Origin of the sequence: Hydrocarboniclastica marina (genome assembly GCF_004851605.1) — a bacterium.
Classification (GTDB): Bacteria; Pseudomonadota; Gammaproteobacteria; order Pseudomonadales; family Oleiphilaceae; genus Hydrocarboniclastica; species Hydrocarboniclastica marina.
The window spans coordinates 404,462-427,154 of sequence record NZ_CP031093.1 but is presented as its reverse complement, the minus strand read 5'-3'; the positions used below and the strand labels follow the sequence as shown (position 1 = coordinate 427,154).

Below are 22,693 nucleotides of genomic sequence, written 5' to 3'. Positions count from 1 at the left end.
CTCATTGTCAGGCGCTTGTTAAAAAGCAGGCGCCTACCAGGGTTTTAGCAGTCTCCAGCCATCCGCTCCGCGGATCACCCGGGCTTCGCTTTCCAGTTTATAGAGATGCGCCAACATCGAACGTTGGGCCAGCGGATGAACAGCACTGGGAACGTCGTCGTAGACCTTCGCCACCAGAGTTTGCTCATCGATACCAGCTGCCGACGTCAATGCTGTGATCACTTTGTCCTCCCGCTTCTGACGGTGAGCGATGAGGCGGTCGATCACGCGGTTGGGCTGATCCATGAGAAAGCCGTGTCCCGGTGCAATGTAGAGGGCATTTTCCCGCTTCAGATCCCGGAGTGATGCCATATAGGCCGCCATGTCGCCGTCCGGTGGGTTAACCACTACGGTCGAGCCCTGCATGATGTGGTCGCCGGAGAAGAGCACACCGTCCTGCTCATGCAGGTAGCAGATGTGGTTGGAGGCATGCCCCGGCGTGTGTATCGCCTTCAGGCTGAAATCGTCGCCGTCGATACGTTCGCCGTGCGCCAGCGTAGCGTCTGGCGTAAAGCTTGGGTCCTGATAGTCGTCCGCTGGCGCTTCCATTCCCAGCACAGTCGCGCCAGTAGCTGCCTTGAGCCGGGCCGCGCCGGGGGAATGATCACGATGGGTATGGGTCACAAGAATCCAGCGCAGCTGTCCGCCCTGCGACCCCACCGCGGCCAGAATGGCTTCGAGGTGGGCGTCGATCGCGGGGCCGGGGTCGATCACAGCCCGGTCCCGGCCCCGGCCGATGATATAGGAATTGGTGCCCGGTCCGGTCATGATGCCGGGATTTGGCGCGGTGATACGACCTATGGTGGGCGACATCATCGTCATGCAACCCGGCAGAATCTCGCATTGCGCGATACCCTGTCGTCCGGGGTCAAGCTTCTCAACCTCCGCGTAGGCGGGATGGCTCGGATCAATAATCTGTTGGCCCTGTCGGCCCGTGGCTGGACGCGACCGACTCCGTTGCGGCCCAAGGTCGGTCCTGACACCTGAACGCGCCCGATGCAGGTGGTTCATCAGCTCATCCGTTGTGGCAAACCCGGCCAGCGCCTCCAGCGAGGCGCGGGTGGGCAGGCCCAGCGACAGGTCGCCGCGCTGGTTCCGCTCAATGGCGTCGCCTGGACCTATCCAGAGATGATCAATCGTTTCGTGGCCGTCGTGGCTGGCGCGCTGGTCGACCGGTGCCTTGGCCACGAAAAAGCGCGTATCAAAACGCCGTGGCGGACCCGGCGGCGTTATCCAGCGACTGAGATACGCAATCTGGTCCAATGGCAGGCAGATCGAGAGCCGCTTGCACAGTTCCGGCATCGTCACGGCGCCGGCGAGCATCTGCTCCCTTAACGCCTGGCACTGTGCCGCCAGGGCGTGGGATTCATGGCTCAGGTAGGCGCAACCGTTGGCGCGCGGCTGTGTTCTGCGCAGGTCTCGTCCCAGCAGAATCCCCGCCTCCTCGAAACACTCCCTCACAGCCGCCGTCAAATAACCCAGGCCGCCGCCCTCAACCTCCAGCAATCCGTTAGCCTCAGCCGCCGCCAGGCCCGAAACGTGCAGGTGCAGATCATGCGCATCATCGCCGGGGTCCACCGCGCCGCCAGGAAAAACAAAAACGCCCGGCATAAATACAGCCTGGTGAGTCCGCTGCACCAGCAGCACCTCGATGCCGCCCGGGTCATCCGTCGACGGTGCCGGTCCACCGGGGCGATCCCGGCAGAGGATCAGGGTCGCGGCCGGGCGCGGGGTTATCACTGCCATAGGGTTATGTCCTCAGCAATCCTTGGGGCACCGCTAGCATCTTACCGAATCGGGGCTGCCGGGCGCAGCCATGTGACCTACCCCCCATCGGCACCTCAGGCGGTGCCTCCGTATAAGTGCCTAATGCGTCTCAGATCCTGCCTGGAGCCCCGCTTCCACAGACGAGTAGAGCTCCTTGCCCGATCAGAACGGGTCGGAAATCGTTTCGTAACGTTATGAATTATAACGTCCAGCTTTAGCAGACCAACGCGTTTGCCGAAGCCAGTGGACATGAAAACCTGAAAGTCACGGAAAACTGGCTGTCTCATTCAAAAGCGACGTGGAGCGACTGATGAAACGACGTATTTTTATCCCGGCCCTGGAAGAACAGCAGCGTGCCGAACTTGCGACCCTACGCCATGCCGAGGAATTCGATTTCTACAGTCTTCTCACTGTAGAGCGGCTGGTAGAGTCCGAGTCATTCTCTTTTGATGCCCTGTTGGAAGAAGCCCGCCAGGAGCTGAAAAAAACCACGGGCCCGGACGGTAGCGTTGACGCCATTATCGCCCACTGGGACTTTCCCACCAGCGTACTGGTGCCAATCCTCTGCAGGGAACACAACATCCCCGCGCCATCTCTGGAAAGCGTGCTCAAGTGCGAGCACAAGTACTGGAGCCGTGTAGAGCAGCGCAAAGCGATCCCCGAATTCGTCCCAGACTTCTGCTCGGTGGATCCCTTCGCGGCAGATCCGTTATCCCAGGTCACTCTCGACTACCCTTTCTGGCTCAAACCAGTCAAAGCGTTTTCATCCCAGCTCGGTTTCAAAATCGAGAATGCCGAGCAGTTCCAGGCGGCGATCGAGGAAACCCGGGAGAAAATCCGCCACTTTGGCGACCCCTTCAATGAAGCCCTGGCCCATGCCGAACTGCCGCCTGAGATCCAGAAGGCCGACGGCAACACCTGTATCGCCGAGCAGATTATCTCGGGCGTTCAGGGTGCGCCAGAGGGCACAGTGTTTCGTGGGGAGTTCAACGTGCATGGACTGTTCGACCAGCCCAAGGACGAAGGGGAAGCGCTCTATGACCGGCTGGAGTATCCGTCCAACATGCCTGAGCACGTACAGCGCCGGATGATCGACGCCTCCAAACGCTTCCTCAAGCACATCGGCTACGACAACGGCTGTTTCAACGCCGAGTTCATGTGGAACGAGGAGACCGACGAGCTGTGGCTGGTGGAATTCAACACCCGCATTTCACAGTCCCATAGCGAAATGTTCATCATGGTCGATGGCATGTCGAACCACGAGGTCGCGCTCGATATCGCACTCGGGGAAAGGCCGTCCATGCCCTACCGCCAGGGGCAGGTCACGGTTGCGGCAAAATGCATGATTCCCCATGAGCATGAGGACGGTATCGTCACCCGGGTGCCGAGCCAGCAAGAGCTGGACGACCTCTGTGAACGCTTTCCGGGCACTAAAGTGCGCCTGGATATCGAGCCCGGCATGAAACTGAGCGATTTACCCAACCAGGATAGCTTCAGTTATCACATCGGCACGATCTACCTGGGCGGGCGCAGCCACGAGGAAATCAAGGAGCGTTACCAGGCCTGCCTTGAGGCGCTCCACTTTGAGTTTGACCCCGTGGTCAGGAAGACAGCCTGAGACAGACCGGAAATGCGGGGCTGACGTCTGCCGGGACGCAGGCGGCTGCCCCGTTTTCCAGGGGTAGGCGCGAATCCTGCCGCTGAGTGGCCGCCCAGGTAATGCCAAGCCATCAGGCCATGAGTTAGGCGGCGGACCTGCGCCGACCTCGTAGAACAAGGCAGAGAACCAGCGCCTGACTGACCGCTACGCAGCCGATAACGCCACCCCAGTCCCATGCTTCAAACGCATACGCGCCAAGGCTGGCGCCCATCGCCCCGCCGAGATAGTAAAAAGAGAGATAGAACCCAGTCGCGACACCCGCGGGTACGAGGCGCGAACGACTCAGCAAGGATGTCGTCACAGTCTGGAACATGTAGGTGCCCACCGCGAACAGTGCCACACCGACAATGACCGATGTGCCTGTGCCGCCGACAATACCCAACCCGACCCAGACCAATACGATGAGCGATCCTGCGATTGCGGCTTCACCCACGTAGCGCCTCAACCAACCGGCGGAAAGCACGAAAAAGAGCGCTGGCAAACACGCCAGGTAGACCATGCCGATCTGACTCGAATTCCAGGAATAAGGCGCCGCGGCGAGCCGGATGCCAAGCGCGGTAAAGACCGCGCTCTGGGTAAACAGCAACGCAAACCCTGCCAGATAGGCAACGCGCAGGCTGCCGTCAGCCAGCGCCCGCCTGGCATAGGTAAAAGAGGAGCTGCGCTGTTCACCTTGGGCGGCAGGTTCAGGCTGCCCGTATGCTGGCAGCAGGCCAATGGCTACCGCAGAAGCGACCATCAACGCCGCCGAGCTGGTGAATGCCTGCTCCCAGCCAAGGGCGTCAGCCGCCCAGGCAGGGTAAAGCCGGCTGAGGGTGCTGCCGCCGATTGTCCCAACCACATAGAGCGACACCAGGCTGCCGGGCTTCGTTGAAACCAGGTTCATCGTCGCGGTTAAAAGGAAGGGAATCACAATGCCCTGGCCAATACGAAGCGCCAGAAGCAGAGGTTGGCTTGTGGTAAAAGCGATCACAGAGTTAAGCGCGGCCAGGGCAAGGAAACCCAGAACCAGAACGGCTTTCGGGTTGGCATGCTTCGTTGCCGCACCGGTGACCGGTGCGGTCAACATCATTCCCAGCAGGGCGGCCATATTCAACCAACCTGCCTCGGTCGCGGTGGTCCCGAACCGATCAGCTAGCTGCGGATAGAGTGCCTGCAGCTGGTAGAGATTAAAGAAAGAGCCGAGCGACCCAATGATCAAGGCTAAGCGCATGCTGTCCTCCGCTTTGGTCTGGCATACGCTAGCCGGGAACGGGGCAGGAGAAAAGCGCTTAACGAATTAACCGGCCCACTGCGAGATCGAGTGAAACCGCAGGGAACAGGACATTGACGGCCGCTGCCAAGGTGTGAGCCGGGATGGGCTTAAACCCTGGCAGCGCCGCACTCAGCGCAGCCTGAACTGTGACACCAACCCATCCAGAGTCTGGGACAGCTTCTGCAATTGACCGCTAGACCCCATGAGTTGGTCTGCAATCTGCGTAGTTTCTCCGGTCAGGCGGTTGATGTCGTGAATGTTCTCGCTGATGTCGCTCACCACCGTAGCCTGCTCTTCCGTCGCGGTCGCTACCTGAATGTTCATATCGCTGATCTGGCCGATGTGCGACGTAATCTGTTGCAGCGCGCTGTTGGCGTCATTCGTCTGGTTGACCACGGTAGTGCTCTGGGACTGTCCCCGCTTGATGGCGGCAACCGTCCTGGCTGACTGTTCCTGCAGGTTGTCGATCATTTTCTGGATCTCGTCCGTGGAACTGGCCGAGCGACTGGCGAGGTTGCGCACCTCATCGGCTACCACCGCAAACCCTCTCCCCTGCTCGCCTGCGCGAGCAGCCTCAATAGCGGCGTTCAATGCCAGCAGGTTGGTCTGCTCAGAGATGCCACGAATGGTATCCAGGATGCTGCCGATGGAATCCGTCTGTCCGGCCAGGGACGTAACATCAAGGCTGACCTGATCAATCTCGTCGGACAAAGTCACCACGCCCTGTCGGGCCAGCTCAACCAGTTTCGCGACCTGATGCGCCTGGGAGTCTGCTTCCTTGGCGGCTTCCGCGGCCTCTGAGGCATTACCGGCAATGCTCTCGACAGTCGATCCCATTTCGGAAATCGCCGCGGCGATCTGCTCCGAGCGCGCCTGCTCATGCAGGCAGTTGCTATTGGTGGACTTGGCCTTCTGGGCGACTGTGTTGGCTGTATCTGCCAGTTCCCGGGAGTTTTCCGCCACCGCTTCAATCGCCGAACGGATCTGCCCCGTGAAGTGGTTAAACTGGGTGGCGATATTACTCAGCTCATCGCGCCCATTGAGTTCGACTGTCGTGCCCAGATCCAGCGTTTTGCTAGCCGAACTGATGTGCTGCTGCAGCCTTTCCACCCGCCGATTGAGGCGGCGCAGACAAAGGAACGCCAGCACCACGGACGCCAACAGGGCGGCCACGATCAACCCGACCATGTTATTAAGACTGGCCTGATAGGACTGCTCACTCGCTTGATGGCTTGCAACCCCTTGGGCCAGCAAATCGTCCAGGATCTTGTTGACCGCCTTGCGCATGGCGCCATAGCTTTTCGCGTAGTCGTTCTGGTAGATGCGATACGCGGTGTTCATCTCGCCGGATTCCATGGCCCGGAGCATGGGCTGCAGCTCGTTGCGTTTGACCTCGGCAAACACCTCGATCAGATCCTGAACCTGGGCCCGGATCTCGGGATTAACCTGGGCATCCAGCGCCTCCTGCAGCGCGGCATCCATCTCCGGGATATCCTCAGCCCGGGTTTCGCTTATACGCGTGGTAACACCTTTCGCATCCTGTAAAGCGGGCACAGCCTGCAGCAGAATCATATCGATACCCACGCGCATGCGCGGTATGCGTGAGTTGACCTCCGCCATCGCCCGCAAGGGCGCACTAGTGTTCTCGGCCAAGCGTTCCGCTTGCGCGTGCATCGTGGACAACCCCGCCAGCCCGGCCCAGCTGACCAGCAGCAACGCCAGACACGGTAAGGCCACAACGAACACAAATTGCGATTTGAGCGTCATCTTATCGAAAATCAAAAGGGTGCCCTCGAACGGAATTTCCAGGCGACCTGGAAGACAACTTGGATATTTTTGAAAAAGGGAGTGGTGTACCGAACGGACTTTAGGGCCCATCGCTTTACGCGATGAGGCCTTGAGAAGGTTTAGCGGCATGCTGAAGGCTAGTCGAGAGGGCGCCATTCGTATGTTGTGGCTTTGTTAAGTTTTCGGTTTTTTTGTCCAAGGAATCTTTGTTGCGGCAAGAATAGGCGAGTTTTTTCATGGCCCAGCCTATCGTCCATATTGATGCTCAGAACTACTCCACGTTCTGTACCTGCTCCCGCATCTGCTCGATCAGTACCTTCAGCTCTACTGACGCCCGCGTAACACCGGCGTCCACAGACTTACTCCCCAGCGTATTAGCCTCCCGATTAAGCTCCTGCATCAGGAAATCCAGTCGCCGCCCCACGGCCTCGTTCCGGCCCAGCACACTGCGCACTTCAGCCACGTGCGCCCCCAGCCGGTCCAGCTCTTCCGCCACGTCTGACTTCTGGGCCAGCAGGGCCATTTCCTGGGCCAGGCGTTCCTGGTCAACCTCAATACGAAGCTGTTCCAGTCGCTGCTGCAGTTGCTCCTGCTGCCTTGCCAGAACTTCAGGCAGGCGCTGGCGCAGGTCCGTGATGTGTTGGTCGATGGCATCCAGTCGGTCGGTGAGCATGGGCTCGATCTTCTCGCCTTCTGCTGTGCGGGACTCCACCAGCGTGGCGAGGGTCTGCTCGAAGAGTTGCCGGGCGGCCGCCTGGACCGGCTCCAGCTCCGGCTGCGCCTGAGTCAGGACGCCGGGCCAGCGCAGGATGTCGAGCGCATTGATGTGGGCGGGATTGTCCAGCAGGCGGTTAATATTGTTTATGGTTTCGTTGAGCGCCGTGGCCGTTTCCATGTTGACGTGGAACTGGTCGCTGCCGGCTTCGGCCAGCTCCAATCGCATGCCCACATCGACTTTGCCCCGTGCCAGGGTCGACCTTGTTTTGTCCCGCAGGCTGCCTTCGGTCTCGCGGATGGCTTCAGGCAGTCGGAACTGGGCTTCCAGGTAGCGGTGGTTGACGCTGCGGATCTCGCAGCTGAGTGTTCCCCATGGGCCGGAGGTGTCACGGCGGGCAAAGGCAGTCATGCTTTTAATCATAGTGTTCCCCTACAACAAGAGGCACCATTCTATCAGCTTGGGTGCCAGCATGAATTTAGCCGGCGTTTTCCCCATGAGCCGCCGGTGCACCGCGCTGGTGCCACCGTGATACACTCGCGCTCGCTGCGGTGTATTACCGCCCGATACCTACCCGGGGAACGCTCCCCACTGACTGATCCGCAAAGGGGATATTGATGAGACCAAGTGGCCGCCAGCCTGACCAGACCCGCGCCATCACCCTCACCCGCCAGTACACAAAGCATGCCGAGGGCTCGGTACTGGTAGAGTTTGGCGACACCAAGGTGATCTGCACCGCCAGCGTTGAGAACGGCGTACCGCGCTTTCTGAAAGGCCAGGGCAAGGGTTGGATAACCGCAGAGTACGGCATGCTGCCGCGCTCCACGGGCAGCCGCATGGGCCGCGAAGCCGCCCGTGGCAAGCAGGGCGGAAGAACAGTTGAGATTCAGCGCCTGATTGGCCGGTCATTGCGCGCGGCCGTAGACATGGAAGCGCTTGGTGAACACACCATCGTCATCGACTGCGACGTGATCCAGGCCGACGGCGGCACCCGCACCGCAGCTATCACCGGTGGCTGTCTGGCCCTGGCGGATGCCCTGGAAACGCTGGTGCAGAACAAGCGCCTGGCCCGCAGCCCACTCAAGCAATGGGTTGCCGCGGTCTCCGTAGGCGTTTATCAGGGAACGCCGGTGCTGGATCTGGACTACGACGAGGATTCCCAGGCGGAAACCGACATGAACGTGGTCATGACCGACAAGGGCGGCTTTATCGAACTGCAGGGTACTGCGGAGGCTGCGCCCTTTGATCAGGCGGAACTGAATGAAATGCTGACACTGGCCAAGCATGGGCTTGAGCAGCTGTTCGCGTTGCAGAAGGCGGCGCTTGAGGGTTAGTTAATTCGCCCGGCCCGGGCTCAGCTCCCGGTGCCGGCCCCTCTTCAAAATCATCCTTGCGCCCGTAACAGGGCCAAGCCTGCATTCCCGTGTCAGTTCCCGATATCGTAATCAACCACAACCGGCGCGTGGTCGCAGAAGCGCGTATCGGGATCGATATAGGCGTTTTCGATCGTCTTGCGGATTCCCGGCGTCAGAATCTGGTAGTCAGTTCGCCAGCCGGCATGTCGGCGGGAGCCTGACAGCACCGAAGGCCACCAGGTGTACTGGTTGCCCTCTTTGTTAATGTATCGAAAGGCATCGGTGTAGCCGAGGGTCTCGAAGATCTCGTCCATCCAGTCGCGCTCGTGGGGCAGAAAGCCGGACACTTCCAGCTTGTGATAGCGCGGGCTGGCATCGGTGACGAGATGAACGGTCTGGAAGTTGCCGCAGATGATGTACTGGCGGCGTTTTCTGACGGTCTTCTGCAGATGCTGCATGAAGGCTTCCATGAAGGCATCTTTGTCGGCCTGGCGCTCGGGTGCCTCCAGGGCAGAGGGCACCAGTACTGACGCTACACTGACATCGTCGAAGTCGGCCTGGATGTAGCGCCCCTCCCGATCAGCGGGCTCGTAGGCGAAACCGTACATGATAGCTTTGGGGAATTGGCGCGTGTAAACACCAACGCCGCCGTCCGCCGGGTTTTCAGCATCAATAAAATAGGCCTCGTAACCTTCAGGAATGAAGCGCGGATCGTCGAAATCTGCGGCTTTGGCGCGATGGTCCTGAACGCAAACGACATCGGCATCCTGTTTGGCAAGCCACTTGAAGAAGCCGTCGGCGATGGCTTTTTCAAGGCCGTTGACGCTGATGCTTACTACCCGCATAGATGTTCCCTGGTATGGTTTGCGTGTATGATACCGGCTTCAGATTATTTGAAAAGAAGCCAGGACTCCCGCGTACCCCATGCACGACTATCAGCTTGAGTTTATCCGCTTCGCTATTGAGCGAAAGGTACTGCGGTTCGGCGAATTCACCCTCAAATCCGGCCGGGTCAGCCCCTATTTTTTTAACGCGGGCCTGTTTAATACCGGCGCCGACCTGGACCGCCTGGGCCGCTTCTATGCTGCAGCACTAGAGCAGAGCCACCTAAGCTACGACGTTCTTTTTGGTCCCGCCTATAAGGGTATTCCGTTGGCCGCCGCCACTGCTATTTCCCTTTCCCGGGACTATAGTCTGGATGCGCCCTATGCGTTTAACCGTAAGGAAGCCAAATCCCACGGCGAAGGCGGCAGCATCGTGGGCACGCCGTTACAGGGGCGCGTGCTGATTATCGATGACGTCATAACAGCGGGCACGGCTATCCGCGAATCGGTGGAAATCATTACTGCTGCCGGAGCAACCCCTGCCGGGGTTCTGATTGCACTGGATCGGCAGGAGCGCGGCCAGGGTGCCCTCTCAGCGATTCAGGAAGTCGAATCTGCCCTGTCTGTACCGGTAGTCAGCATAATCAATCTGGCTCAAATTCTTGAATACCTCAAGCAAACACCGGAATTTACCGCTCAGGCAGCCCGTGTGGCCGCTTACCGGGAACGCTACGGCATATAAACGATCAACTATAGTGCTTGCATAAACTTAGCCCCTTCCTGAACAAAGGGGACCTGCTCCAGGGACGCAGCAGTCAGCCACCTCTGGCAGTGGGTCTCTGATGACGAGGCTCGACGCACGGATTGTGCGAGGGCCATCGCCCCGCCCAATCATGCAGAACCAGAATCATCTGTTATGCTTCAGCTGTATAGCTGTACCAAAGGGGCCGCGCCACCGTCATGATTCGACTCACCAGACTGCTGCAATCGCTAGGCATTCTTGCCGCGGGTCTGACGTTGTCCGCTGCGGTCACCGCCGGCACTTTATACCGCTATCAGGATCAGGAGGGTAACCCGGTAATCAGCCATACCCTGCCCCAGGAAGCCTCTCAGCGTGGCTATGAAATACTGACCACAAGCGGTCGCGTCATTGAAACTGTTCCACCGGCCCTGACCGATGCCCAGCGCGCGGCGAAGGAAGCGGAAGAACAAGCCCGCGTCGCTGAGCGTGAAAAACAGGCCCGGCAACGTGCAGCGGACCGTCAGTTGCTGCGGACCTTCAGCCATCCGGACGACGTCGTGCGGGCGCTGGAGCGCAAGCTGGAACAGATGCGCAGCCTGATCGAACTCAAGCAGGGCAATGTCGTCAATATTCGCTCCCAGATCCGCAACGAGCAGTCCCGTGCGGCGGATGCCGAACGCGCCGGTCGTACGATCCCTGTAGAAGTACTCCATAAAATACAGGCGCTACAGCAGGACATCAGCGAAACCGAAGCAGAAATCGCGCGTCAGGAATCGGCTATCAGCAGCACTGTAGCGGACTACGAAGCCATGGCGGACCGGGTCGAGGATCTCACGGAAAAGCAGCGTACCAAACCGCTGCCGGGCGAGATGCCCCCGGAGAGTCAAGGGGGCCAGCTGCCCCAATGAACCGCCTGGTTGGCAACAAAAAAGGGCGCCTCTTGCAAGGCGCCCTTTCTCGTTATGCTGCCTGGATCAACCTAAGCTGACGCAGTGCTGGTGCTGGCCGTGCCACGGCTGCTCTGGCTGCTAGCCGTTTTCTTGGCAGTAGTAGACCGACGGGTGCTGGTCTTTTTTGCAGGCTGCTTGGAGTTGCCTGACTTGGCGCCTGCTGCAGCGGCTTCTTTATCGATTCGCGCGATAAGGTCAGCAGCATAGCCATTGGCGCGCTCGTTCAGGGTGCGCAGTGACGAGTAGAGGCTCTTGGCATATTGGTTATGAGCCTGGCGCACAGACTTGAAGCTGTAGCTCTTGGCTTCTTTTTCCAGCTTTTCAGCGAAATCGAACGGACGGGTGACCATACGCTTGTGGCGGATCTCGGCGTTATCTATGCCTTTATCAAGCAGGGTCTGGAACTGCTTCTGATAAGATTTGAGTTTACCCATGATAATTCCTCCTAAGTCATTTTTCCGATAGCTTCGACCGCGTCGCCCTCGAAGGGCGGCGTCTTTTAGTGCAAGCTCACGTATTAAACTAAGGATTTAAATTAGAATAATCATACTAGTCTCAACTTTATCTGAATCCGACCCACCAGCTCTTCCCGCAAGAAACTGACTCCTTCCCCGACTCATGCTGCAACAAATGCCCGGGCCTCAGAACATTCGTCCGCGACCGAATATTAACAAATTTTAATTTAAAAATTTTCATCAGAAAATCATAACGTTAAAATTTTTCAATGAATACATCCCGTCTAACGCCTTGATTCCGGTCGGTTGATTAGCATAATCACCTATTCTTAAACGCTTGCATTAATTCCAATTATAAAAATCGAGTGCGAACCGGCTCAAAGGATTTTCTCTATGGCTCTTTTCCCAGCGCATCTGCGACCGGGGCAAATTTCTCATGCTCGCATTCTGGCAGCATGGGCTATTGCCCTCCTGCTTAGCGCGTGCAATGCGGACAGCTCCAATATCCGCAACGCCCAGAGCGTCAGCGCAGAACGCCAACCAGTGAGTAGCGGGGCACAGAGCCAGAAGCGCAGCACGAGCAGCTGGATCAGCAGCAGTAGTAGTAAACTGCCCGGCAGCACCTCGGCTCGCCGTTCAAGCTCAAACTCAAGCTCAGAGGAGCTTGGTGAGGCTCCTGCCGCCCTGACTTCCAGCGGTGCGCCAGCCCGGGTCAAAGGCACGAGCGATATACCCCGGAGCTCATCCCGCCGCCCGGTCGATACCAGCTCTACCCATAAATCTCAGAAGCTAAGCTGGCAGCCGCCGTTGACCCGGGAGGATGGAAGCTCTCTTTACCCGGGTGAGATCCAGGGCTACCGCATCTATTTCAAAAAGGCTCACCACAGCCAGTTCCAGAGCATTCCGCTAAAAGACGCCAGCAAGACCACACTGGTCCTGGATGGTTTCTCCCCCGGGGTTTACCACTTTTCGATCTCGACTATTGATACGAACGGCCTTGAAAGCCGTCGCTCTACCACGGTTCGAGTCAACGTCACCTAGCGCGTGGGCAATCCGGCGCTCCACCGGATTGCCGCCAGAAGGTTTACCACCTGAACAGCACCCAGCTGGGAAGGCGCAAGCCCGATTCATCACGCCTTATATACCCCCCCTCCACGGGCACTAGGTAATAGGCTGGCCCAACACCTGGCTCGACTTTGATCTCCTGGATCTCACCGTTTACACGGTATTCGTAGTAGGTGTTGTCCTTGTCATTGCGAATGACAATGGCTGGCCCCTGGTCTGAGCGCTGATACTCCGACGCGCGGATCGGCTCCTGTTTCGAGTCTTCCTGCGAATGGGCCTGGGGCGTGAGCGCCAGGAGAGTGAGGAGGGCCAGCAGCGGGTATTTTTTCATGATAGGATCGGGTCCGTTTCGGGGTTGATGCGCATGCGCTCGAACTAACGAATCCCCCATGATATTGCCTAGCACGGCCTGGGACCAGACAAAGACCTGCCGCGCTTCCCAGAAACCAGGCAACCGAAGCTCAACGATCTCACGGACATCTTGCCCATGACCCAGGAAGCCGCTCCGGCGCCCATAGTACTTATTGACGGTTCCTCCTACCTTTTCCGCGCCTACCACGCCCTGCCGCCGCTCACCACCAGCAAAGGCCAGCCGACGGGCGCGATCAAGGGTGTAATCAGCATGATCAGGCGCCTGCAACAGGATTACCCCCGCTCACCATTGATTGCGGTATTCGATGCGAAGGGCAGGACCTTCCGGCACGACCTTTACGCCGACTACAAAGCCAACCGACCGCCAATGCCTGAAGACCTCGGTAGCCAGGTCGAGCCTATTTTTGCGATTGTTCGGGCCATGGGCATCCCATTGCTGGTTGAGAAGGGCGTCGAAGCGGACGACGTGATCGGCACACTGGCCTGCCAGGCCACTGCGAATGGTCGTGAAGCCATTATTTCAACCGGGGATAAGGACATGGCTCAGTTGGTGAGCGAGCATGTCACGCTGATCAACACCATGACGGGCACCTGTATGGACCGGGAAGGCGTGCGCGAAAAGTTCGGCGTGACGCCGGAGCAGATCATCGACTACCTGGCGCTGGTCGGGGACACCTCCGACAACATTCCCGGCGTCAATAAGTGCGGGCCGAAAACGGCGGTGAAGTGGCTGCAGGAGTATGGCGACCTCGACAACCTCATGGCCAATGCGTCCGGGATCAAGGGCAAGATCGGCGAATACCTGCGTGCCGCGGAAGAACAACTGCCCTGCTCCCGCGACCTGGCTACGATCAGGACCAGTGTGCCGCTGGAGCATACCCTCGAAAATACCCGCATGCGGGAACCGGACCCCAAGGCGCTCCTCGAGCTGTACACCGAGTACGAGTTCCGGGCCTGGATTGCTGAACTCGAAGGCGGGGACGCAAGCGAGGCCGAGACCGCCCCGACCGTAACGCCGATTAACACGTCTGCTGCCGACACTCACTACGAGATTATTACCACCCAGCCGGACTTCGACCGCTGGCTCGATCGGTTGAAAAGCGCACCTGAGTTCGCCTTTGACACTGAAACGACCGGCCTCAACTATATGACGGCCGAGCTGGTCGGCGTTTCCTTTGCCGTTGAGCCCGGCACCGCCGCCTATGTGCCGGTGAAGCACGATTATATGGGCGCTCCGGAGCAGCTCGATCGCGAGGCCGTGCTGGAAGCGCTCAGGCCGCTGCTGGAAAACCCCGCAGTGCGTAAAATCGGCCAGAACCTGAAATACGACAAGAATATCCTGGCCAATCACGGCATCTGTCTCGAGGGCATTGCCGAGGACACGATGCTGCAGTCGTATGTGCTCGATTCGGTGGCTTCGCGGCATGATATGGATAGCCTGGCCCTGCGCTATCTGAACCGGCGCACCACAACTTTCGAAGAAATCGCCGGCAAAGGCGCCAAGCAGCTTACTTTCAATGCCATCGACGTGAATACCGGTGGCCACTATGCTTGCGAGGACGCTGATATCACCCTGGCCCTGCACCGGACGCTGCGTCCCCAACTGGCCCAGGCCCCCGGACTCGACTACGTCTACAGCCAGATCGACATGCCTCTGGTACCGGTACTGGCGCGTATGGAACGCCGGGGCGCCCGGGTGAACCCCGACCTGCTCCGGCGCCAGAGCCAGGAGCTGGCCGAGAAAATGGCCAACCTGGAAGAAGCGGCCTATGCGGAGGCCGGCGAAGCGTTCAACCTGGGATCACCCAAGCAGCTCCAGGTCCTGCTATACGAAAAGCTCGGCCTGCCTGTTGTGAAGAAAACGCCCAAGGGCGCCCCTTCCACCGCGGAGCCTGTGCTGGCAGAACTGGCTTTGACCCATGCCCTGCCACGACTGATTCTCGATCACCGAAGCCTGAGCAAGCTGAAGTCCACCTACACCGATAAGCTGCCGCACCTGATCAACAGCCAGACCGGCCGCATTCATACCTCGTACCACCAGGCCGTCACGGCTACGGGACGTTTGTCCTCCTCCGACCCCAACCTGCAGAACATTCCCATCCGTACCGAAGAGGGTCGCCGTATTCGTCAGGCCTTCGTTGCGACGGAGGGGTACAAGCTCGTGGCCGCGGACTACTCCCAGATTGAGCTGCGGATCATGGCGCATCTCTCTGCGGATGAAGGACTCATGAAAGCCTTTGCCAATGGTGAGGACATACATAAGGCCACCGCTGCAGAGGTTTTCGGTGTGCCGCTGGAGGCCGTCAGCGGCGACCAGCGCCGCAGCGCCAAGGCGATCAACTTCGGCCTGATCTATGGGATGTCGGCCTGGGGCCTGGCGCGTACGCTGGGCATCGGTCGTGACACCGCCCAGGCCTACGTCGACCGCTACTTCGAGCGCTATCCCGGCGTGCTCGAGTACATGGACCGCACACGCACGCTGGCCCACGACCAGGGCTACGTCGAAACCCTTTTTGGCCGGCGCCTGTACCTGCCGGAGATCAACAACCGCAACCGCAACCTGCAACAGGCGGCGGAACGAACGGCGATCAACGCACCCATGCAGGGCACCGCGGCGGATATCATCAAGCGGGCTATGGTGGCTGTCGAGGACTGGCTACTGCAGAGTAATGCCGACGCCCGTATGACGATGCAGGTGCACGATGAGCTGATTCTGGAAGTCCGGGAAGAAGACCTGCCCAAGATCGTCGGCGGGCTGGAGCAACGCATGTGCGCGGCAGCGGACCTGAGAGTCCCCTTGCTGGTTGAAACCGGTGTAGGCGAGAACTGGGACGAGGCTCACTGAAAGACCACGGGCATATTCGAAAAAAAAGAGGTGGGGCCGTCGAAGCCACCACCTCTTTTTCTCACACTGCCAGTTACATCCGGGAAGCCCGGCGAGGCCAGTTTAGAAAGCCTTGCTCACCTGCAGCCCGGCACCCCAGGCATCGAGCTCATATTCCCCGACGACACGCTTGTTGGGATCGAGTAACTGATCGTCGATGTCGTAATCATACTCTTCAACATCGACGTCTTCGATAATCAGGTAACCGAGCGCGAGATCCACACTCAGTTCGTCCTGGCTCTTCCACTGTGCCCCCAGGGTCAACCAGTTCCGGTCAGCACCGGGTACCCGAACAGTGCGGTACTTATCCTGTACTGGCGACTGGTCAAACGCATAGCCAGCCTTGAAGGCCCAGGCATCGGTTGCCTGCCATTTCGTACCGATCGCAGCTGACCAGGTGTCCTCCCATTCCTCGGTGGTATGGCTGATGACATCGGTGCCGGCTATCGCGGAGATTGGTCCGTTCTCTTCATCGCTGATGATATCGAGGTCTTCGAACCGGCTCCACCTCGTCCAGGCTACGCTGGCATACAGCGTCCACTCATCGTTCAGGCCCTGGGCCACACTCAGCGTAAGGGACTCTGGAGTATCGAGCGGCACGACAACATCCTCCGTCAGATTGACGGGCACAATGCCAGCCGCAGTCGGCGCAGGTGTATTGACCGAATTGGCCTCACCTTCAAGGTCCAGGTCAATCGAGCTACGGTAGGTCAGGCCCAGGGTGGTCCGCTCGTAGGGCTGGAGCATCATGCCAAACGTCAGGCCCACACCCCAGTCATCGCCTTCGGCTTCTGAGTGCCCCTCGGGCCAGGTCTCAGGGGTAAAGCCGCCGCCCAAAAGGCCGCCGACCGGCTGGAGCTGCTGCTCGAAGTCCTGTGCCTTCGAAATCAGCCCCTCAGCGTAAAGAATGTTCAGGCCAACACCGATGGAGAATCCCTCGTCGTTGTTGAGGGACAGCGTTGGCTGGAGGTTGATCATTTGCACATCGGTTTCGTCAGCGAAGAACCGGCCTTTGAAGTCATCCTCATATTCGGCCGCGATCCCAAAAGGCACTGACAGACCCAGCCCGACGGAGCTGTATTCGTTCAGACGATGGCTGACCGCGAAATTGGGAATAACCGAAGGATCGACCATGTCGCCGCCATCTCCGCCGGCAACTTCCTCATTCTGAAAGTTGTATGCCTTACCATCAAAATCAGTATCGACATCAATCAGTGCAACACCGCCGGAAACCTGGGTGCCATCGAGTCGGCCCATTCCGGCCGGATTGAACAGCAGCACCGACGCATTTTCGGCGTTGGCGGCGGCGCCGGCATTGGCCATACCTGAGGCCGAGGCGCTTACCTCATTAAGTGCATAACCACTGGCCTGGGCGATGGCAGGCACTAACAGCACCACGCCCCCCGCAATTGCGGCAATCCCTGAGTTAAATCGATTGGTTAACATACTTGTTGTTCCCTCTGTCAGCCATGCTCCGCCAATGGGGCTGGAACCATACCCCGGCAGTATAGCCAGTGCTTGAGAGAACTCACAAATTTATCTGCGAAATCAACAGCTTCATTACACGTACTATTAATTTCAGGACATGTCAGATTAGAACGCGTTTTTTGCTATTCGTCCTGAATAGAGAGCCGGTCAACACTGGAAGAAAGCTGGTCCGCGCTGCTGGCGTCCGCCCCCAGTTTGATCATCAGCCGCAGGTCATTGGCCGAATCAGCGTGAGCCAGGGCATCTTCATAAGTGATCGCACCTTCGGCATAGAGCTTGTATAGCGCCTGGTCGAAGGTCTGCATGCCCTGCTCGTTGGACTTGGTCATCAGCTCTTTCAGGCGATGCACTTCACCCTTGCGGATGAGGTCAGAGGCCAAAGGCGTATTGATGAGCACTTCGATGACCGCGCGACGACCCTTGCCGTCCGGGGTAGGCACCAGTTGCTGCGCCACAATCGCCTTGAGGTTGAGCGACAAATCCATCCAGATCTGGTTGTGCTGGTCGGCACTGAAGAAGTTGATAATCCGGTCCAGGGCCTGGTTGGCATTGTTGGCGTGCAGTGTGGCCAGACAGAGGTGGCCGGTTTCGGCGAACGTTACCGCGTAGTCCATGGTCTGCTTGGTGCGCACCTCACCGATCAGAATCACGTCCGGCGCCTGCCGCAGGGTATTTTTCAGCGCGACCTCGAAAGACTCGGTGTCGATGCCGACTTCGCGCTGGGTGACAATACAGCCCTGGTGCTGGTGTACAAACTCGATGGGGTCTTCGATGGAGATGATATGGCCACGGCTGTTGCGATTGCGGTGGCCGATCATTGCCGCCAGGGAGGTGGATTTGCCCGTGCCGGTAGCGCCGACGAAGATGATAAGCCCACGCTTGGTCATGGCCAGATCCTTGATCACGTCGGGCAGGTTCAGCTCGTCCACGTCAGGGATCTTGGTTTCAATGCGTCGCAGCACCATGCCACAGATGTTGCGCTGGTAAAAGGCGCTAACCCTGAAGCGGCCAATACCGCGGGCACTCAGGGCGTAGTTGCACTCGTGGGTATCCTCGAACTCGGCGAGCTGCTTTTCTGACATGGTGTTGTACACCAGCTCCCGGGTCTGTTCCGGCGTCAGGGCGTTCTTGGTGACCGGGAGCACCTTGCCATTGACCTTCATACTGGGTGGGACGCCTGCCGTTATAAAAAGGTCGGAGCCTCCTTTCTCAACCATCAGTCGAAGCAGTTTGTCGAATTCCATCGGGGCCTACCTGTCTTGTGGCAATCTTTGCATGAGGCAATCGTTGCGTTTGGCACTCTGGCGATCGTTCGGGCCTAGGTTAGTCCAGGCCCAGGGCTAGAAATTGTCAGGCATCTTGGCTTTTGCCTTGGCCGCTTCACGGGTGATCAGGCCTTTTTGCAGCAGTCCCAGCAGGCACTGGTCCAAAGTCTGCATCCCCAGCGAGCCGCCAGTCTGGATAGACGAATACATCTGGGCGACTTTGTCTTCACGAATCAGGTTACGGATCGCTGCAGTGCCGATCATGATCTCATGGGCAGCTATCCGACCGCCGCCGACCTTTTTCATCAGCGTCTGCGAAACAACAGCCTGCAGGGACTCGGATAGCATCGACCGAACCATGGATTTCTCCTCGGCCGGAAACACATCCACTACCCGGTCAATGGTCTTGGCTGCAGATGTGGTGTGCAGGGTGCCAAACACCAGGTGGCCTGTTTCGGCGGCGGTCAACGCCAGGCGGATGGTCTCCAGATCCCTCAACTCGCCCACCAGGATGATGTCAGGGTCTTCCCGCAATGCCGAACGCAGGGCTTCGTTGAAGCCCAGGGTGTCCCGGTGAACTTCACGCTGGTTGAGCAGGCACTTCTTGCTCTCGTGTACGAATTCGATCGGGTCCTCGATGGTGAGGATGTGGTCATACCGGGTGTCGTTGATATAGTCGATCATGGCCGCCAGCGTGGTGGACTTGCCCGAGCCCGTGGGTCCGGTCACCAACACCAGCCCGCGGGGCACGCTCGATACGTCCTTGAAGACCTGCCCCATGCCCAGGTCTTCCATGGTCAGTACCTTCGACGGGATGGTCCGGAAGACGGCGCCGGCACCCCGGTTCTGGTTGAATGCATTGACCCGGAATCGCGCAACCCCTGGCACTTCGAACGAGAAATCGGTTTCCAGAAACTCCTCAAAGTCCTTACGCTGCTTGTCGTTCATGATGTCGTAGATCAGCGAGTGGACTTCTTTGTGCTCCATCGCAGGGAGATTAATACGCCGAACATCGCCATCAACACGAATCATCGGGGGTAAACCGGAAGAAAGGTGCAAATCTGATGCGCCCTGTTTGGCAGAAAAGGCGAGGAGTTCGGTAATATCCATAAAAGCTCTCTGGCGGCTCTCGTAAAATAAAGGTGGTCCGGATGCGACTCCCGATCGCAGCGCTCGGCCCCGTACGGGCCCGGGACGACGTCACCGTTCGGTTAGGGCTGTTAATCGCAACGACTGACTGTCAGCCTCTACTGCATCTGTCGAATGCGACTATGGGCGACTGCACGGTGGCGGGTGAAATACCGTATAGTGCCCGGGCCGCGCTGCGGCTATCGCAAACTGGGCGGGCGTCGAACCAGCGATACAGGCGGGATCGCCGGCCCTATCGCTCTCAACACTCTTGCTTTCAGAAATGCGCAGGTACTTGAAAAATGAGCATAGCAGACAACCTAAAGAAGGTAAGCGAGCGCATACAAAAAGCAACAGAACACGCTGCCCGCCCGGTTGGTTCTGTACGCCTGCTGGCAGTCAGCAAAACCCGCACACCGGATGAGCTCCGGGCTGCCATTGCCGCGGGCCAGACCGCCTTTGGTGAGAACTACCTGCAGGAAGGGCTGGACAAAATCGCGGCGCTTTCGGATACCCCCAACCTGGAGTGGCACTTCATCGGTCCGATCCAGTCAAACAAGACCCGGGCCATCGCCGAGCACTTCCAGTGGGTCCACAGTGTCGACCGGCTGCGGGTCGCCCAGCGGCTTAACGACCAGCGACCGGCTGACATTCAACCGCTGTCAGTCTGTATCCAGGTCAATGTCGATGCCGAGGCGACGAAGTCGGGTGTCGCACCCGAGCAGGTTGCAGAACTTGCCGGCGCCCTGCTCGAAATGCCGCGGTTGCATCTGCGCGGTTTAATGGCCATTCCCGACCCGAACCTGGCGCCAGCAGAACTCCGCCGGCGTTTTGCCGGGCTGGCCGCACAGCTTGAGGCGCTGCGCGAGCGCTGGCCGAGTGTTGGCCCTAACTGCCTGGACACGCTATCCATGGGCATGTCGGGCGATCTTGAAGACGCTATTGCCGAAGGCGCTACCCTGGTGAGGGTCGGGACTGCCCTGTTTGGTTCCCGGCAGTAGCTAATTGCTGTAAATGGGTGTTAGTTGCTGTTAGTGGGTTGCAGCTGGCTGCCCGGCAGTAATCGGGTCACTGATTTAACCTCAACACCGCAAGACCGACCCCGAACCGAACTGCCAGGTCACGAATAGCAGGGCCGGCAGAAAGAACATCTGACGAGTTTCAGGAGAAACCATGAGCAAGCAACCGACCATCGGCTTTATCGGCGCAGGTAACATGGCGTCCGCCATCATCGGCGGTATGCTGGCCGAGCGTTTCAAGCCCGAACAGATCTGGGCCAGCGCCCCGGACGACCGACAGCTCCAGAGCCTGGCCAAGCGCTTCGGTATCAATACCACGACCGATAACCGCCACTGCGCGACCCAGGCCGACGTCCTGGTGCTCGCAGTCAAGCCTCAGGTGATGCAGGAGGCCTGCAGTACCATTCACAGTGTCGTCCAGAACACCCGGCCTTTGATTGTATCAATCGCGGCGGGGCTTGACGCAGCCACGCTTGAGAGCTGGCTGGGCGGAGAGCTGCCGATTGTGCGTTGCATGCCGAACACGCCCGCTTTGGTCGGCCAGGGCGCCTCGGCGTTGTACGCGACCCCGGCGGTGTCCGCTCCCCAGCGACAGCTGGCGGAGCAGATATTCGCCAGTGTCGGGCTCGCGGTCTGGCTGGATGAAGAATCCCAGATGCATGCTGTAACTGCACTGTCCGGCAGCGGCCCCGCCTACTGCTTTCTGTTCCTGGAAGCCCTGGAAGATGCCGCGCGTAACGCCGGCCTGGACGCCGCAGTAGCCCGACAACTGGCGATCCAGACTCTCGCAGGCGCGGCAAAGATGGCGCGGGATAGCGGCGACGACCCGGCCACGCTCAAGCGCAACGTCATGTCCCCCGGCGGCACGACAGAGAAGGCTATCGAAACGTTTGAGACGGCGGATTTTTCGGGGATTGTCGCCAGCGCTTACGAGGCAGCCCGTACCCGTTCCGGGGAACTGGCGGAACAGCTTCGCAAGTCAGCCGACTGACCTGGTATCAAACAGGTTGCCGTCGATTGGCGCTTTGACAGGGCGCCGAGGCCAAAGCATCATATAGCGCGAACTTTACAGGCACCGGACTCAACGAGTCTTCCCGTGGCGTCGGACGACGCGCCAGGCGCCCTACCCCGAGGAGTGACCCATGCTTTCGCAGATTGTCGTATCGACGCTTTATCTGGTGTCGACGTTTTATCTTACTGTCGTGCTACTGCGATTTCTGCTCCAACTGGCCCGGGCGGATTTTTACAACCCGATCTGCCAGTTTGTGGTCAAAGCGACTAATCCGCCGCTGAAACCTTTGCGCAAAATCATCCCCAGCTGGGGGGCGTTCGACGGCGCGGCACTGCTTCTGGCCATAGTTATCCAGGCCCTGGTCTACGTAGGCATGCTGGCGGCGATGGGCGACGTGACGATGATCTCGCCAGTGACTATTTTTGCCTGGGCCGTGATCAAGGTCGTCAGCATCATTGCCAAGATCTATTTCTGGGCAATCCTGGCAGTGGTTATTCTCAGCTGGATCGCACCCGCCGCAGGGCACCCGGGCGTGCAACTGCTGATGCAGCTGACCGAGCCGGTGATGAATCCGGTGCGAAAGGTTATCCCCTCAATGGGCGGCCTGGACCTGTCACCGATAGTGGTCTTCCTGATTCTCAACGTCGTGACCGTGGTCATCGACAACCTCGGCCGCAGCGCTGGCATGCATCAGCTGGGACTGCCCCTCTAAGATACGACCTCCGCAAGCCTTCCTTGTCCTGCAGCCCGATCACTTGCCGGGTTGCAGGCATTCCCAAGCCCCTTCCAACCGCTCTTTCGAGCACTCTTCCATGCACTCTTCTAACGCACTCTTCTAATGCACTCTTCAGGTGCTCTTTTCAGGTAGTCTGCCACCGAGCGTCTATACTGACTCTGATCCGTAAAAAAG

At 58.9% G+C, this 22,693-nt stretch carries 19 protein-coding genes; 9 read left to right on the top strand and 10 right to left on the bottom strand.

Annotated features, from left to right (window positions below; all coding sequences use genetic code 11):
- Positions 1-33 precede the first annotated feature (33 nt).
- Entirely contained in the window at positions 34-1,785 is a 1,752-nt protein-coding gene (locus soil367_RS01910) for an MBL fold metallo-hydrolase (protein ID WP_136546387.1), read from the bottom strand.
- Between the two features lie 331 nt (positions 1,786-2,116).
- On the opposite strand from soil367_RS01910, the gene soil367_RS01905 reads away from it, so the two are divergent.
- On the top strand, positions 2,117-3,424 hold the full coding sequence (locus soil367_RS01905; protein ID WP_136546385.1) for an ATP-grasp domain-containing protein: 1,308 nt from the start codon (positions 2,117-2,119) through the stop codon (positions 3,422-3,424).
- A gap of 124 nt (positions 3,425-3,548) precedes the next feature.
- Here the strand turns inward: soil367_RS01905 and soil367_RS01900 are convergent, their stop codons facing one another.
- The 3 genes from soil367_RS01900 to soil367_RS01890 all read right to left on the bottom strand — a co-directional run bounded on the left by soil367_RS01900 (position 3,549) and on the right by soil367_RS01890 (position 7,647).
- The gene (locus soil367_RS01900; protein WP_136546383.1) at positions 3,549-4,679 is read right to left on the bottom strand and encodes an MFS transporter; all 1,131 of its coding nucleotides are present in this window, start codon (positions 4,677-4,679) and stop codon (positions 3,549-3,551) included.
- Between the two features lie 171 nt (positions 4,680-4,850).
- Entirely contained in the window at positions 4,851-6,503 is a 1,653-nt protein-coding gene (locus soil367_RS01895) for a methyl-accepting chemotaxis protein (protein ID WP_172962246.1), read from the bottom strand.
- Positions 6,504-6,780: 277 nt separating this feature from the next.
- A complete protein-coding gene (locus tag soil367_RS01890; protein ID WP_136546381.1) occupies positions 6,781-7,647 on the bottom strand; it encodes a YicC/YloC family endoribonuclease in 867 nt (288 codons plus the stop codon).
- 194 nt (positions 7,648-7,841) lie between these two features.
- Between soil367_RS01890 and rph the strand changes: the two genes are divergently transcribed.
- Positions 7,842-8,558 (top strand): ribonuclease PH, encoded by a 717-nt coding sequence (gene rph, locus soil367_RS01885; protein ID WP_136546379.1) that lies wholly within the window; start codon positions 7,842-7,844, stop codon positions 8,556-8,558.
- Positions 8,559-8,650: 92 nt separating this feature from the next.
- Here rph and soil367_RS01880 read toward each other — a convergent pair whose 3' ends face one another.
- Entirely contained in the window at positions 8,651-9,424 is a 774-nt protein-coding gene (locus soil367_RS01880; protein WP_136546378.1) for an exodeoxyribonuclease III, read from the bottom strand.
- 79 nt (positions 9,425-9,503) lie between these two features.
- On the opposite strand from soil367_RS01880, the gene pyrE reads away from it, so the two are divergent.
- Entirely contained in the window at positions 9,504-10,145 is a 642-nt protein-coding gene (gene pyrE, locus soil367_RS01875) for an orotate phosphoribosyltransferase (RefSeq protein WP_136546376.1), read from the top strand.
- A gap of 218 nt (positions 10,146-10,363) precedes the next feature.
- Positions 10,364-11,053, top strand: a complete 690-nt coding sequence (locus tag soil367_RS01870; protein WP_136546374.1) for a DUF4124 domain-containing protein — start codon at positions 10,364-10,366, stop codon at positions 11,051-11,053.
- Positions 11,054-11,124: 71 nt separating this feature from the next.
- Here soil367_RS01870 and soil367_RS01865 read toward each other — a convergent pair whose 3' ends face one another.
- Complete coding sequence (locus soil367_RS01865) at positions 11,125-11,529, bottom strand: hypothetical protein (protein WP_136546372.1); 405 nt, start codon at positions 11,527-11,529, stop codon at positions 11,125-11,127.
- A gap of 414 nt (positions 11,530-11,943) precedes the next feature.
- On the opposite strand from soil367_RS01865, the gene soil367_RS01860 reads away from it, so the two are divergent.
- Positions 11,944-12,591, top strand: a complete 648-nt coding sequence (locus soil367_RS01860; RefSeq protein WP_136546370.1) for a fibronectin type III domain-containing protein — start codon at positions 11,944-11,946, stop codon at positions 12,589-12,591.
- A gap of 43 nt (positions 12,592-12,634) precedes the next feature.
- On the opposite strand, the gene soil367_RS01855 is transcribed toward soil367_RS01860, so the two are convergent.
- Positions 12,635-12,946 (bottom strand): DUF2782 domain-containing protein, encoded by a 312-nt coding sequence (locus soil367_RS01855; RefSeq protein ID WP_136546368.1) that lies wholly within the window; start codon positions 12,944-12,946, stop codon positions 12,635-12,637.
- Between the two features lie 156 nt (positions 12,947-13,102).
- Here soil367_RS01855 and polA point away from each other — a divergent pair, with 156 nt between their 5' ends.
- Positions 13,103-15,832 (top strand): DNA polymerase I, encoded by a 2,730-nt coding sequence (polA, locus tag soil367_RS01850; RefSeq protein ID WP_136546366.1) that lies wholly within the window; start codon positions 13,103-13,105, stop codon positions 15,830-15,832.
- Between the two features lie 102 nt (positions 15,833-15,934).
- Here polA and soil367_RS01845 read toward each other — a convergent pair whose 3' ends face one another.
- From soil367_RS01845 to soil367_RS01835, 3 genes are all read right to left on the bottom strand, one after another.
- Complete coding sequence (locus soil367_RS01845) at positions 15,935-17,317, bottom strand: OmpP1/FadL family transporter (RefSeq protein ID WP_136546364.1); 1,383 nt, start codon at positions 17,315-17,317, stop codon at positions 15,935-15,937.
- Between the two features lie 164 nt (positions 17,318-17,481).
- Positions 17,482-18,603, bottom strand: a complete 1,122-nt coding sequence (locus soil367_RS01840; protein WP_136546362.1) for a PilT/PilU family type 4a pilus ATPase — start codon at positions 18,601-18,603, stop codon at positions 17,482-17,484.
- 96 nt (positions 18,604-18,699) lie between these two features.
- Positions 18,700-19,734 (bottom strand): type IV pilus twitching motility protein PilT, encoded by a 1,035-nt coding sequence (locus soil367_RS01835; protein ID WP_136546360.1) that lies wholly within the window; start codon positions 19,732-19,734, stop codon positions 18,700-18,702.
- 320 nt (positions 19,735-20,054) lie between these two features.
- Between soil367_RS01835 and soil367_RS01830 the strand changes: the two genes are divergently transcribed.
- From soil367_RS01830 to soil367_RS01820, 3 genes are all read left to right on the top strand, one after another.
- Positions 20,055-20,753, top strand: coding sequence for a YggS family pyridoxal phosphate-dependent enzyme (locus tag soil367_RS01830; RefSeq protein WP_136546358.1), 699 nt, complete (start codon positions 20,055-20,057; stop codon positions 20,751-20,753).
- Positions 20,754-20,925: 172 nt separating this feature from the next.
- A complete protein-coding gene (proC, locus tag soil367_RS01825; RefSeq protein WP_136546356.1) occupies positions 20,926-21,762 on the top strand; it encodes a pyrroline-5-carboxylate reductase in 837 nt (278 codons plus the stop codon).
- 151 nt (positions 21,763-21,913) lie between these two features.
- The gene (locus soil367_RS01820) at positions 21,914-22,495 is read left to right on the top strand and encodes a YggT family protein (RefSeq protein ID WP_136546354.1); all 582 of its coding nucleotides are present in this window, start codon (positions 21,914-21,916) and stop codon (positions 22,493-22,495) included.
- Positions 22,496-22,693 lie beyond the last annotated feature (198 nt).